Origin of the sequence: Enterococcus sp. AZ171 (genome assembly GCF_051714005.1) — a bacterium.
GTDB lineage: Bacteria > Bacillota > Bacilli > Lactobacillales > Enterococcaceae > Enterococcus_B > Enterococcus_B pernyi.
In genome coordinates this window covers 38535-51940 of sequence record NZ_JBIORA010000001.1, presented here as the reverse complement: position 1 = coordinate 51940, position 13406 = coordinate 38535, and the positions used below count along the sequence as shown (strand labels likewise).

Here is a 13406-nt window from a genome sequence, read left to right as displayed (position 1 = left end):
ATGATTCCAATATATATATGTGAAGATGATCCGAAACAACTGGAGATGATAACTACTGTCATAAAGAATCGAATCATGATTGAAAATTTAGGCTACTATATCCATTTCGTTACTTCAAATCCCCAAGATTTACTCACAAGTGTTCAAATAAATACATCTCCTTTTGGTATTTATTTTTTAGATATCGAATTGAAGGACAGTGAATTGAATGGGATTGAACTCGGTAAAAAAATTCGTGATCTTGATCCATCTGGTAAAATAATTTATGTCACTTCTTATACTGATCTTTCGTTGATTATTTTGAAAAATAATATTGAACCCACTGATTATATTATCAAGGAAGATATTTTACATTTGAAAGATAATATCGAACGTATTTTAAGTAAGCTATTTAAAGATCTTCAAATAACTCCTTTAGAAAAAGAGATGTTTAAAATCGAATTCAACGATGAAATCAAATTTTTACCTGTTAAAGATATCCAATACTTTTCTACTTCTCCTGGTATACCTCATAAATTAGAGGTACATCTCCCTTATAGTCAATTCCAGTTCTATGGCAACATAAAAGAGATTGAAGATAGAAACCATCACTTTATTCGTTGCCATAAATCATTTGTAGTAAATACCCAGAATATTCAAATGATTAATAAAAAAATACGGGAAGTTACTTTAGAAAACGGGGACATTATTCCAGTATCCATTCGTGGTCTGAAAAAACTAATTACTTGAAAATTAAATTCAATTGACTATTTATATAAAATACCACACAAACTGAAGTGATCGTTCAGTCTGTGTGGTATTAGTAATTTCAACAAAAGATACTTTATTCAATAAAAAATTTTATTATTTAGAGACTAATATTGATATATTTCCACGTGAATTAATTCAAAAAATAAATTGAATAATTTAATATAGTAGCAAATATTACCCATAGATAATAGGGAATCATCAATAGCATAGCTTTCCGACTATTCATCCACAATTGATAGAGTAAAATCGTTAAGAAAACTAAAAGTAAGCTGATATCAATAGCTGCAATAAAGCTATTCTTCAAATTAAAGAATAATATCGTCCATAAAAAATTACAAATAAACTGAATCGCAAATAGGATTAATAATCTGCCCTTCATTTTTGTAGAAGGTAGATTGATTATTAAATACAACGCGCCTCCCATCATAATATATAGAAGGGTCCACATCGGTCCGAATATCCAGCTAGGCGGTGCAAATGGCGGTAACTGTAAAGAATAATAATAGTCTCCTGGGTTGCCACTAAAAATACTTGATAAAAATCCTAACCCAACGATTCCTACAAGACATAACCATAAACGATAATCTTTTAAATAATTCATGTTTGAGAAAATTCCTTTCTATTATTTAATCACTTTCTATCAACTTTTTTTCATCATCTTATCTTTATTGAGTAGAAACTTCAGCGGTTAAATGATATATATTTCTTTTAACTTATTCACAATATTTACTTTATTCTCTTCATATCCTTCATTCCTTTCTTTAAGAAAATTATAATATGAATATAAAAGGATAAGTTATTTTTTTCATAAAGTGTTCTTTTTAGAGCATAATCGTATTTTACTCAAAATTTTATTCATTAAATATGAATTATCCTACTAAGGATAAATTATATATATTGATGATTTATGTAAGTTCAAACTTGAACCTTCTAAACAAACTAAAACGAGTTTCCCTGAATTTACTCCTATACAAAGAAAGGAAAGAGAACGATTCTCTTTCCTTTAATTACCAGGAACTGCACTTAATTCCCATGTCAGCTTGGTCGAATAACTAGTTGCTTCTGGATTTGTCCCTCCAGGGACATAGAGACTGACACTTTTATCTGCCGTTTGTTGATCCCCAAAACGATAGATCCACGTTCCTGTACCAGATTCTCCGTTTGCTTGTATGAGTACTTTCCTTGTATTTGGTACGATTCTTTGTACAGGTTCTTCCTGTAGTTCAGGTTTAGTCCCGCCTTGTGCAGTCACTAGTTCTTGATTGAATAACTGGATTTCAGACCCAATCAATTCATGTCCGCTTTCATTACGGAATTGTCCGTTCTGAGTAACTGATAATTGCCATCCATTGCGCTCATTGGCGGCACGACGGTCACTGATCTGCACATAGTTTGGACGCTCTTTCGTCTCGTTAACCGTTCCATCTTCATTTAATAACCGTTGTGGTTGGGCGTAATACGTTTGATCACTAACAGATATTTTTTGTGTCTCAAAGTTAAATTGGGACACAAAATCTAGACTCAAACGTCCTTGATCTTCTGGGATTTCTGGTTTATTCTCCGGTTCAACTTCCGTTTCAGGATCTAATGGATCCACAGGTACCACCACAATTTTTTCCTCTACCATTGTACTAGCGGTATCATTTTTCCCATTCAAAAAAGCATAGGCTGTCACGGTATTTCCAGCAGTGAATCGTCGATCTTCCGGTAATTCATAGCGATAATCCCCATTCTCATCTGCCGTTGTATGATATTTTTCACTTTCAGAAATATCAGGTGAAGGAATAGAGCCTGAAGGAATCGCTGGATCGCCTGAGAAGCGGATCACACTATTAGGATTCGCCTTTCCAGTAATCGTATGAGAATTCACTTCATTCGGATCTTCTGTTAACGGATCAATCGTGACTTCGACATCTGGAATTTTTTCAAATAAAACCCGTTGGACATTTTGCGTAGTGAAATATTGTTTAAAACTATCCGCTGTTTCTTGTGGAATAGAAGAAACATCATCGTTAATCCTAGGTACAATTCCTGTATAGCGTAGATTCAAATTGAAGATAGGTGTCCATGAATGATCAGGTATCTCTTCAAAATTTCCTCTTGCCCATTGTTTCACTGATTGGACATCGATATCTAATAGACCGGTACTTCCTGCGATATTAATCAATCCGTTGGCGGTCGACGTTCCGGCAATCGTTCCAGTTCGTTCCAAATTGACTTCTTGAGCATCAGAAAATTCAAAAGTTGACCCAGCAGAAGCGAAGTACATCAAATTTTGATCATTTGAGGTGCTGTCACTTTTTATATTCAAGGTGGCATCTTTGCCGATGGATACCGTTGCATTCCCATTAACATGTAAAATATTCGATGGTGAGGCAGCCATTTCAGTGGCAACAATATTCAATGTACTCCCGCTTTCTACTAGTAGATTACTTCCTGCCGCCATCCAAATAATATTATATAGGGCACCATTGGTATTCGCCTTTGTTCCTTGAGAATCGATGGTAAGGACGCCTTTTTCTTTTATTCTGAGCGATGAGTTGGCAGTACGTAAAGAAATTGCTGATCTTAGATTTTGTGGTACTAAGTTCAGCTTTGCACCCTCATCTATTTCAACACTGCCTCTTCGAACGAGTAAACTTGTTCCATCAGCTTCGCCAGCATTTCCTTTTGATACAGCATTTAAAGATGAATTTTTTTCCATTCTAAAGTTGTTATTGGGGTGTACTACTCCTCCTAAATCTAAATTACCTGCGCTAATTGTTTCTAATTCAACCTCAGCATCTTCAACTATCGTTAAATTTGAAGCATAGATATTCGTTTGATCTAGTGCATTGATGCGCCACGTACCAAAAGAGGAAGTATACTCTGATACTTGTTTACTACTTGATTTACCTGAGATTTTAATACTACTGTAAGGTGAATGAATCAGTTGATTTCCGTAGTTCGTAATATTATGGTAAGTGATCTGACTAGCAGTTTGATTCGTCACGTTCAAATCATTGAAAGTCAACGGTCCATAATAGTTTCCGTGGTATATCTCTAAATCTTTTAACGCGATATTCCAAGGAGTTGAAGAATTAGCCGTAATATTGTTAAAACATAAAGTGATTGCGCGAAAATCAATTTGATGGCCATTTCCTTCGACCATTAGATTTCTAGAGATATTAGCTACATTAAGATAAACAAATGCTGTCCCACCATTAGGATTATTCGTTCCACCTGTTGTAATATCCGTTAGATTGAGTCGAGGATTATCTGGTGTTTGAAAATCAGAAACAACATTAATCGTTGTTATTGACGGATCTACAAATGCACGGATAAACTCTTCCCAATTCGCCACATCTTGAACACTCGCTTCTTTTGTTGACCGAGCGCTTTCTGTTACTTGTTCTGGATCATTTTGCGAAGTATCTGTGGTTGATGATTTTTCATCACTTGATACACTCGCTTCTTCTTCGACTGTTGATTCTTCGGTCTTCGCTGTTTCTTTTTCTTCCGAGGAAGTGACTTCTTGTTCACTGGGTTGTTGACTCTCCTCTGATTGAATGTTAAGCGTCATTTTTGATTCTCCGACAGCTATCTCATAGGCTCCTGCTTTTTCTACAACTAGTGGAATGGAAAAGATCATTTGTGGAGAATTCGTCCGTACTTGCCACTGGCCTCCTTCTATATTAGTGAACTTACTATCAGCAGATTTGTCTTCTACGATACTGACTCCCTCTGGGAGATTCAACACAAACTCGGAAACATCTTGACTGGAACGTACGACTAATTGAAACTGTTTATTTGCTATAGATGGCTCTTGATTTTCTTTGAATGAAAAAATGGGCGCTTTTGTTTCTGTTGTATTGGTCAGTGGATCCATCAATTCTGATTCTCTCGATAGTTCCACAGAATTCTCAATGGCAAACACAGAAATCACTGAGAAAAAGAGCAAAGGGAAACAAAGAAGACTAACACTTGCCACGACCAAGACTTTTTTAATTTTCATCTCACTGGTCCTCCTTATTTTTAGCTCTTTGCTTCTTAATAAGTAACCAAACAATAATCAACAATAAGAAAAGAATCAGGATGACCGCGGCAACGAGCCACCAATTAATACTCGTATCAATTGTGACATCTTGCTGATTCAATGCTCGGGCTGTATCTGCTTCAATGGTAAATTTCCGTTCCCATTGCCATTCCTCTTCTCCTGAACGTGCCGTCATTTTCAACACGTAGTCGCCACTTCGAAAGCGATCCCCTTCTAAAGAGATGGGGAAGTTGAAATTAGAATTAGGTGCCATTTGCATCTGTTCTTGCTTAGCTCGATAGAGAATATCGTTCTCCCCTTCTTTTTGTACCGTTGCTTCTACTTCTAAATGATTGACAAAGGTAGGTGTAAAGTTCTGTAAGTTCGCACTGATAACATTGCGATAGTTGAGTTGATCGGCAAAGACATCCAATAAATCTAAATCAGGTTTTACGGCAGAGCGATCATTACTCACCACTACACCTATGACATAGGCAAATTCATTTTTGATCGCCACTCCTTCTCCACTTGTTTCTGTTTCCTGTGGCTTTTCTTTCACCTCTGCAATTCTTAAGCCTCCCGCTAAAAACCCTGAAAAAGCTTCTTTAGGCATGTTTAGCATTACTTTGACAGTCTTTGTTTCGTTTCCTGCAAGCTCAATAGGGACTGGGGGTTCAATTAAGTCTGCCAAAGAATAGGGTAAGGTTGGGTCTGCTTTTTCGGCATCTTTACCATATTCCACCACTCCTTGGACATTAGTAAATGCCGTATGAGCCGTGATTTCAATCGTCTTTGCTTGATCATTAGCATTTTGAATTTTCAGTGTCAATTCCTCTGTACTTCCAGGTTCACTGTTAAGGTCGAAGTAACGGCCACTTCCTTCTACTTGACTCTCTGGAAACTCTGGTGTGACATAAAAACTTAAATTTTCTTCTGCAGAAACAAGAATTGGAGAGAACAAAAACGCTAACATAATAAGTAATCGTCCACTCCATTGAATCCTCCTCTTTATTTGATATATCGTACTTTTTATCATCAAACACACTCCTTCGATGTTTCATTCAAAAAAGCAGCGCTACATATTATGTAACGCTACTTTAGTCATGACCCTAATCCATCATTAGATACACCAATCTATTAGGCTCCTACATCGCTACCTGGTGTAGTCGTTAATTCCCATGTCAATGTTGAGGTATAAGTGGTCGCGTCTTTGGCTGACGCGCCAGGTACAAATAATTGAATGGCATTGTTTGTCACAGTTGCACTTGGATCTGCCTCAAATTGGGCATCTAAGTCTGGTTGATTTCCCCAAACAACAGATGAACGCCCTGCTCCTTTACTTGACTCAGCGGTCATAACTGAAACTGCGCCACTATTAGGCTCCAATTCCAAAGTATTTGCATGTGCAGCTGGAGCTAACTCTTGATTGTTCCCCATGTATCGAATTTGTGGATCCTTTAAAGTGACTTTGGCTCCTCTCAAGATAGCGTTTTGCGTATTTCCCGCTTGAAAGTCACTTAGACTGACTTTCAAATCCCAGCCTGCATTGCTTCCTCTAGTATCAGAAACTTGTGCAAAACTGGCAAAAGGAACTTTATTTTCCTCACCAGTCGTCCCGGTCTTCTGTTGTCTTTCTGCAATCATATTGTACGTTTGATCTTGATTTGAAATCACTTGTGAACCAAAATTCATTGTCGCAGCCTTTACAATTGACAAAGGACCCGTGGTTCCGGGTACTTCTGGTTCAATCTCTACATCTGGTTCTTCTACTGGTGGAACAACGATTTCTGGTTCGTCTGTACTAGGTGTAAATTCGATATTTCCGTTGGTCGTCACTTGACGAGTCTCGTCGGCAAACGCAGAAATCGCTCCTCCGGCGAAAATAGTAGTTGATAATGTTGCAATGGTTGCTAATCTAACGAATTTCATATATTTAAATCCTACTTTCTTTGATTGTTTTTTTCTTTTTGTTTTTTCCAAAACCAAAAGCCAAGTATGACTACGATGATCAGAATGCCCAATATTTTCCAAGCACTCATCTGACTCTCGTTCGTTTGAGGTAATTTTTTATGTTCACTCTTTCGCACTTCTGATGGTGATTGAACAATTTCTTTGGGAAAGCTTGGTTTTACCTCAACTTCTGGTGCTGGCTCTGGTATTCCTGGTGTTTCATATACCCCAGTAAAACCAATTGTTCCTTCAGTTTCCACCGAGTGTACTTCTGTCCCATGAACAACTAGTGGTGCATAAACTTGAATCAATACTACACCTATACTTAATATGCATCTTTTTAAGTGTTTCATACCCCTCCTCCTATATTCTTAGATGTCTCAAAAATCTTCGTTTTAAGGACAGCACAAAAAAAAGACATCTGATACCATCAGATGTCTTGAAAAAGTGATTAGATTAGGTTCCCTATTTATAATGATAAATAACGAATTTAAATTACTAAAAACGAAGGTTTTTGAGAATTAAAAGTTAAGCCAATAACTATTATACATGACTTATACTTACATCATACTATACCAGAAATATTTTTCCAAATAAAGTGATATATTTCTTTGGTCACTTAAAAAATACTGGGCCATAAGAACTAACTCAATTCAGAAAGATTCCTCTCTAGTTTTAAATAGCGATAAAAAGTTGATTGTTTAATCCCAGTTTTTTTACAAACTTCTGAGACAGATAATCCTTTTGTAAGGTGTAATGAGAGTGATTCTTGAAGAACGTCTTGATCTACCTTTGGCCGGCCACCAACCTTACCTCTTGCACGTGCAGAGTTTAATCCTTCAAGGGTCCTTTCAACAATAATATCTCGTTCAAATTGACTAAAAGCTTGGAAAACAGTGATCATTAATTTTCCCTGAGGAGTTTGAGTATCAAAATTTTCTTTTATACTGATTATTTTAACTCCTTTTTTTTCAAAAAAATAAACAAGGTTAATTAAATCTTTTGTGCTACGTCCAAATCGTGAGAAGCTTTCAATGACTATTTGATCACCGGTCTTTACACGTTTTTTTAGTTTATTTAGTTCTGGACGACTTGCACGGACACCACTGATTTTTTCAGTATATATTTTTTCGCAATGATAAGTTTCTAATAGATCTAACTGTCGCGAAAGATCTTGTTGTTTAGTTGAAACTCGAGCATAGCCGTAAATTTTTCTAGTCATATAATTCCTCCAATAAGTTATCTAATAAAAAACTCATAATTATCAATAATATATTTATAGAATAGATATGAGTAGAGCCAATTATACAATGACTTAACTGTAAAAATGACTACTGTAATAAAAAAAGCATGCAACGAGTCGCTTATGGTTATCATAACTTTCTAAATTACCATGAATATTTTCCTTGATCTAGGGCTTAGTTTGCCAAAATCAATTCAGAACAAAAAATAATCAATCGAAGTTTACTTCTACTTCGATTGATTAACTTTAAATTAGCATCGATTCCTCGAATTCGACTTTAGCTTTTTTGAAATCAAAGTACTTTTCAGATATCAAATCTTCGTAATCGTTTTTTTCTACCTGTTGAAGCTTCCAAGCATCTCTAGCTCCTGAGGACACTGGAATATCATTTGATAAGTCGTATAGTTGAAAAAAGACCTCATTTTGTACAATCGTCATAATCAGAAAAGATACAAAGGCCCAAAGGATTTAGTTTATTCAATAATAAAGTATTGGTATGAAGCATTAGTAAATTCTTGAGTAACTCAATATTTCTACCTCCAAATTAAAGTCCTCTGTGGCTTAATACTCGCTGTTCATGATTATTGATCAATCGATAGGCATCCCCTTTTTGTGGATCTGTCATCATATGACGAATTTTCCATTGTCGTCCTTCAATTGGATTAGCTAATGGTCTCGCTCCTACCAGTCTATCACTATTTTGATCACAACCGGACAAAGAATGTAAATTTCCATATTGAATCCCATTAACATTTACATAAGGTAGTTTACTTTGAACTATGTGGGTACCTGACGCATCATCATACTTCAAGATTCATTTTCGTCTATCATGTTCAGTATCCTTAGTCATTTTAACTTCATCCCAATTTGTCTCCCATATCCACGTGAGAGCATAAGAAGGATCATCTACACTTTTAATTTTTATTTCTCTGTTATCAAATAGTTCTCTATAGTCAATTCTACCATTAGCTGATACAGTACCTGCATCTACATCATTACCTCCGGAGAATAAGCCGAAACTTGCACATGCCGCTGCACCTAATAAAAATTTTACACTAATTTCATTTTTTCTTTCCCATCTCGTTTGTATTGATAAATACTATTTGTATACTATTGCAACATGTTTTTTCTTAAAAGAAAAAACATCAAAACCAAGATATTCTAGGGGATTTATCAGGCAATGGATTAGCTCCTTGAGACATAATACCGTTTATCGTATCAAAAAAAAAGATCAAAAACTTTTTAAGTTTTTGATCTTTTTTCTTATGATCGATTTATTCTACTTCATACGTTGCTAATACTTGCAACGAATTCGATGAACCACCAGGTGTTCCACTGCTTAATTCAACTGAGATTACATCGCCAGCTTTATAATCAATTGTTTTACTAACTTTTACGCTGTCCTCTGCTCTTTCACGTACCGATGCATAATAAACTTTGCCTTTATGGATTTCTGCGACATAGGCACCATTTTTACGAATGATCATTCGGTTGTTCCCTTCGAAACTTGCACGATCAAAATCAACGTCTAATCTGTTTCCTGATAATTGAATATTCTTCACCGCATGTTCTAATAAAGAAGTGTCCACTGCTAAATCTTCTTCTAATGTGATCGATTCTAACAAGCGCTTGCCTGTTGAGCTGTGACCAGGTGAATTTGGTGCGGTATAGACTTCGATTACTTGTCCTTTGACACCGGAAATGCTACGACGTACTTGAGTACCTTCATCGGTTTTGCTTGTAAATGAATAGTAAGCTTTACCTTTATAGGTTTCAAAATGATAACGACCATCAACATAGACCATCAATCGTTCTGAACTGTTGAAACGTTCTGCATCTAGATTTAAATACGCATAAGCTTCACGATCTTGTGTTCCTACAGTCAATAAACTCGTTTCTGTTTTTTCTGGTTCTACTTGAATATTGTCAAATTTCGCCCAGCCATTTCCTGTTGAAGAGAAACGAATAATGTATGTATTGTCTGTTTCAGGTGTAGTAAATGTAAATTCTCTACGTGTCCAGTTTTCATTGTTGTGTGATGTTTCTTCTAACGAAATAAAACCTTCATCATGATTCATCGTACCAAATTCAACTTTTGCTGGAAAATCAGCACTACCTGCTACATCATAGCCAAATGTATAGGTCGTGTTTGGTTTCAGTGCCAAATATTGATGAATGTTTTCTCCATAAGTAGCAACTGCATATTTATTCCCGCTTAACTCTTCGATTGTTGGATTCTGTGTACCTGGACTAGAAACGATCCAATGGTTCAAACCCTCATTGAAATCACCGTTTTTGATCGTCAACTGTTCTTCTACCTGATTACTGATATTCGCCGAATCACCTGTTGATTGACTTGCCGCAGATGTCACGACTGGTCCTCCTAACGAAAGAAGTAACATGCTTGTTGCTGCAATTTTTTTCAAGTTGGTTTTTTTCATCTCAAGCTCCTTATTGATTTTTTTTAGCGGATAGTTCGTTATACAGTAAACCATAAAACATAATCTATCTCGCTCTTTAAAAAGAATAACTGATAAATATCTCAACAAGAAAACACTTTTTTCTAAAAAAATATTTTTATGGAAACATAACACTGGACAAAAATAAGTAATGGACAACAACCGTAAAAAATCAACAGTCCACTAAGTTTATCAAATGATTTCAATTATTCCTTTTCTTGGATAAAATAAAAAATACAGCACATGGCTGTATTTTTTATTTTATTTTAGAAATCATCCAAAAAAATCAATCTATCAAAACATAACACCTAAAGATATCACTCACAACATTTTTCGTTATGGTGAGCACGTTGTTTAAAAAGCTGGGATATTTGAGCCTTTTGAATTATTTTTGATGTAGTCAGCGACTTCTGGTGTAGTCATCGCTTCTTTCAACACCTTGATTTTCTCGCTATCTTTTTCTTCCTCTCGAGTAACTAATTGCAACGCATAATGTTTGCTTGCTGCTTCATCTTCAAGTAACAAGGCATCTTCTGTCGTCAAGTTTGCTGGTTCCAAATATGCTGGGTAACAAAAGACCATCGCAATATCACTTTCATCATAAGCTTTTACTAGATTCAAAAGATCAATACTTTCAAAGGTAAGATTTTTAGGATTCTCTACAATATCTGCGACTGTACCATCAAAACCAACTCCATCTTTCAATTGAATGATCCCATTCTCATTCAAAATCGCTAACGCACGACCTTCATTTGTTGGATCGCTAGGAATACCGACTTTTGCGTTTTCTGGCAAATCATTGACATCATCATATTCTTTTGAATAAAATCCGCCAGCAAAATAATAGATTGGTTGGACAGCTACTAAATCAGCGTCTTTTTCTTGATTGAATCGTTCCATAAAGGGTTCGTGTTGCGCAAAGTTTGCATCTGCTTCCTTATGTTGGACGGCATCATTATAAGCAACATTATCACTGACTTCCATGATATTGATTGTGTAGCCTGATTTTTCTACTTCTTTTTTGGCAATTTCTAGAATATCTTTTGAGGATTCCAATTGAACCGCTACAGTGATTTCTTTTTTGCTTTCTGCGCTTTCATTGCTTCCACCACAGGCTGCTAAAACTAGAACTCCAACTAAAGCAAACGCAAATAAATAAAACTTTTTCATAACTTTTCTCCTACTTTCGTTTATCTAATGATTGTGCAACAAAATTTCCAAACATTTGTAAAATGAAGACCAAAGCGATCATGATCACAATAGCAACATACATGACACCATACTCATACCGTTGATAGCCGACACGGACAGCAAAATCACCGATCCCGCCACCACCTACGACACCCATGACGGTGGAATAAGAGATCATACTAACTGTTGTCGTAGTATAAGCCAACACTAAGCCGCTTCGCGCTTCAACAAATAAGAAGTGCCAGATGTATTGAAATCTGGAAGCGCCTAATGAATTCGATAAGGCATAGATCTCTTCAGGGACATCTAACAACACTTGCTCCACTAAACGAGCAAAAATCGCGACTGCTACAATACTAAGTGGTATAGATGAAGGAACAGGTCCAAAGGCCTTTCCTAAAATTGATCGCGTCACTGGGATCAACGCAATCACTAATAAAAGATAAGGAAACGAGCGAACGACTGTCACAATGAAGTTGAGTAACCAGTATAACCAAGGGTGTGTCCCTCTGACCTTGGGATTTGTCAAATATAGACCTAATCCTACTGGCAAACCTCCCAACACACAAACGAACATGGAAATCGCCATCATGATGCCCGTTTCTTTCAAACTATTGATTAGAGACGGCCAATATTCAATCAATGCTGTGGGCAAGTTCATCAGTCAAACTCCTTTTTATTTTTTCAAAATAAGTTAGTTCCTCTTCCTCGTACTGTTTTGGGTCATTCATCAATTCACCGATCAGATGCCCATTTTCCATGACTAAGATCCGTTTACATAAGCGTTTGACCGTTTCCAGTTCATGACTAACAAAAAAAATAGTCGGTTGAAACTCGGCATGTGTTTTATGTAATAAGCGAACCACACTTTCTGTATTTTCTTCATCTAAAGAACTCGTTGCTTCATCACAAAGTAACAAATGCGGATCTCTACTTAACGCTCTTGCAATAGAAACCCGTTGTCTTTCTCCGCCAGAAAGTTTGACTGGATAGCTTTCTGCTTTATGACTCATGCCAACAAAATCGAGTAGATCATTGATTTTTTTAGGCTCTTTTTTCCTTTGTAACTTCAATGGTAATGCAACATTTTCATAAACACGTAAATTTTCAAGTAGGTTATGATGTTGAAAAATCATGCCTATTTTTTGTTGTTGCTGCCGGCGCTCTTTTTTTGATAATGACTGAACATCTACACCATTTAGTTTGATTGTGCCTTCAGTAGGCGTTTCCATCAAATTCAATAAACGTAACAAGGTCGATTTCCCAGAACCACTTTTCCCAACGATCCCGATCACTTCCCCTTGTTTTACAGTAAAACTAATCTTATGCAACGACTTGGTCTTTTCATACTGCTTCGACACATTTACTAGCTCGATCACATTTTTCCTCCAGTCTATACATGCAATTAAAAGAATAACACAAAGAAAAAAACTGTATTAATTTTATTGCTAATAAAAGATTTATCTGAATTTTTAAAAGAGTAAATAAAGTACAAAAACATCTATTTTTATAATCCATTAAAAGAAAGGAAAAAGCAACTTTTTTACTCACAGATAAATATACACTGTTTTTATTTCTGTACTAGTAGTTTTAGAAAAGATAGCTTGGTTATTCATTTTCGACCAGTCTATCTTGAGATTGAAATATATTTTTTTATGAGTGAACTCAATAATTTATCAAATCTAAAAACAAATTGATTTAGTATACTATTTTTTTAATTTGAGAAAAAATAATAAATAGAGCGGAAGGAAAAAGATGTTATACTTTGGATAATGGATAGCTCAGTAATACAATATAG

The 13406-nt window shown here is 35.8% G+C and carries 12 protein-coding genes; 1 reads left to right on the top strand and 11 read right to left on the bottom strand.

Annotation, left to right across the window (positions count from 1 at the left end; translation table 11 throughout):
* Window positions 1–729, top strand: coding sequence for a LytR/AlgR family response regulator transcription factor (locus IGJ49_RS00225; RefSeq protein ID WP_062805906.1), 729 nt, complete (start codon window positions 1–3; stop codon window positions 727–729).
* Between the two features lie 151 nt (window positions 730–880).
* Here the strand turns inward: IGJ49_RS00225 and IGJ49_RS00220 are convergent, their stop codons facing one another.
* The 11 genes from IGJ49_RS00220 to IGJ49_RS00170 all read right to left on the bottom strand — a co-directional run bounded on the left by IGJ49_RS00220 (window position 881) and on the right by IGJ49_RS00170 (window position 12987).
* Entirely contained in the window at window positions 881–1351 is a 471-nt protein-coding gene (locus tag IGJ49_RS00220) for a TspO/MBR family protein (protein ID WP_010734518.1), read from the bottom strand.
* 402 nt (window positions 1352–1753) lie between these two features.
* Complete coding sequence (locus tag IGJ49_RS00215; RefSeq protein ID WP_438722167.1) at window positions 1754–4744, bottom strand: WxL domain-containing protein; 2991 nt, start codon at window positions 4742–4744, stop codon at window positions 1754–1756.
* A 1-nt stretch (window position 4745) separates the two neighbouring features.
* The gene (locus IGJ49_RS00210; RefSeq protein WP_153829999.1) at window positions 4746–5801 is read right to left on the bottom strand and encodes a DUF916 and DUF3324 domain-containing protein; all 1056 of its coding nucleotides are present in this window, start codon (window positions 5799–5801) and stop codon (window positions 4746–4748) included.
* A 101-nt stretch (window positions 5802–5902) separates the two neighbouring features.
* On the bottom strand, window positions 5903–6694 hold the full coding sequence (locus IGJ49_RS00205; RefSeq protein WP_349520973.1) for a WxL domain-containing protein: 792 nt from the start codon (window positions 6692–6694) through the stop codon (window positions 5903–5905).
* Window positions 6695–6705: 11 nt separating this feature from the next.
* A complete protein-coding gene (locus IGJ49_RS00200) occupies window positions 6706–7068 on the bottom strand; it encodes an LPXTG cell wall anchor domain-containing protein (RefSeq protein WP_023518874.1) in 363 nt (120 codons plus the stop codon).
* A gap of 290 nt (window positions 7069–7358) precedes the next feature.
* Entirely contained in the window at window positions 7359–7937 is a 579-nt protein-coding gene (locus IGJ49_RS00195; RefSeq protein WP_010734523.1) for a recombinase family protein, read from the bottom strand.
* Window positions 7938–8502: 565 nt separating this feature from the next.
* Entirely contained in the window at window positions 8503–8676 is a 174-nt protein-coding gene (locus IGJ49_RS00190; protein WP_153830001.1) for a hypothetical protein, read from the bottom strand.
* Window positions 8677–9232: 556 nt separating this feature from the next.
* The gene (locus IGJ49_RS00185) at window positions 9233–10399 is read right to left on the bottom strand and encodes a carbohydrate binding domain-containing protein (RefSeq protein WP_349520975.1); all 1167 of its coding nucleotides are present in this window, start codon (window positions 10397–10399) and stop codon (window positions 9233–9235) included.
* 372 nt (window positions 10400–10771) lie between these two features.
* Entirely contained in the window at window positions 10772–11587 is an 816-nt protein-coding gene (locus tag IGJ49_RS00180) for a MetQ/NlpA family ABC transporter substrate-binding protein (RefSeq protein WP_062805921.1), read from the bottom strand.
* A 10-nt stretch (window positions 11588–11597) separates the two neighbouring features.
* Window positions 11598–12269 carry a methionine ABC transporter permease gene (locus tag IGJ49_RS00175; protein WP_062805922.1) on the bottom strand — a complete coding sequence of 224 codons (672 nt, stop codon included), beginning with the start codon at window positions 12267–12269 and terminating at the stop codon, window positions 11598–11600.
* A complete protein-coding gene (locus IGJ49_RS00170; protein WP_010734527.1) occupies window positions 12244–12987 on the bottom strand; it encodes an ATP-binding cassette domain-containing protein in 744 nt (247 codons plus the stop codon). The genes IGJ49_RS00175 and IGJ49_RS00170 overlap by 26 nt, the downstream gene beginning before the upstream one ends.
* Between the last annotated feature and the right edge of the window lie 419 nt (window positions 12988–13406).

What these genes read in the sequence shown, in the direction of transcription:
- IGJ49_RS00225 (WP_062805906.1), top strand. Translation starts at nt 1, where the DNA reads ATGATTCCAATATATATATGTGAAGATGATCCGAAACAACTGGAGATG.
- IGJ49_RS00220 (WP_010734518.1), bottom strand. Translation starts at nt 1,351, where the DNA reads ATGAATTATTTAAAAGATTATCGTTTATGGTTATGTCTTGTAGGAATC.
- IGJ49_RS00215 (WP_438722167.1), bottom strand. Translation starts at nt 4,744, where the DNA reads ATGAAAATTAAAAAAGTCTTGGTCGTGGCAAGTGTTAGTCTTCTTTGT.
- IGJ49_RS00210 (WP_153829999.1), bottom strand. Translation starts at nt 5,801, where the DNA reads ATGATAAAAAGTACGATATATCAAATAAAGAGGAGGATTCAATGGAGT.
- IGJ49_RS00205 (WP_349520973.1), bottom strand. Translation starts at nt 6,694, where the DNA reads ATGAAATTCGTTAGATTAGCAACCATTGCAACATTATCAACTACTATT.
- IGJ49_RS00200 (WP_023518874.1), bottom strand. Translation starts at nt 7,068, where the DNA reads ATGAAACACTTAAAAAGATGCATATTAAGTATAGGTGTAGTATTGATT.
- IGJ49_RS00195 (WP_010734523.1), bottom strand. Translation starts at nt 7,937, where the DNA reads ATGACTAGAAAAATTTACGGCTATGCTCGAGTTTCAACTAAACAACAA.
- IGJ49_RS00185 (WP_349520975.1), bottom strand. Translation starts at nt 10,399, where the DNA reads ATGAAAAAAACCAACTTGAAAAAAATTGCAGCAACAAGCATGTTACTT.
- IGJ49_RS00180 (WP_062805921.1), bottom strand. Translation starts at nt 11,587, where the DNA reads ATGAAAAAGTTTTATTTATTTGCGTTTGCTTTAGTTGGAGTTCTAGTT.
- IGJ49_RS00175 (WP_062805922.1), bottom strand. Translation starts at nt 12,269, where the DNA reads ATGAACTTGCCCACAGCATTGATTGAATATTGGCCGTCTCTAATCAAT.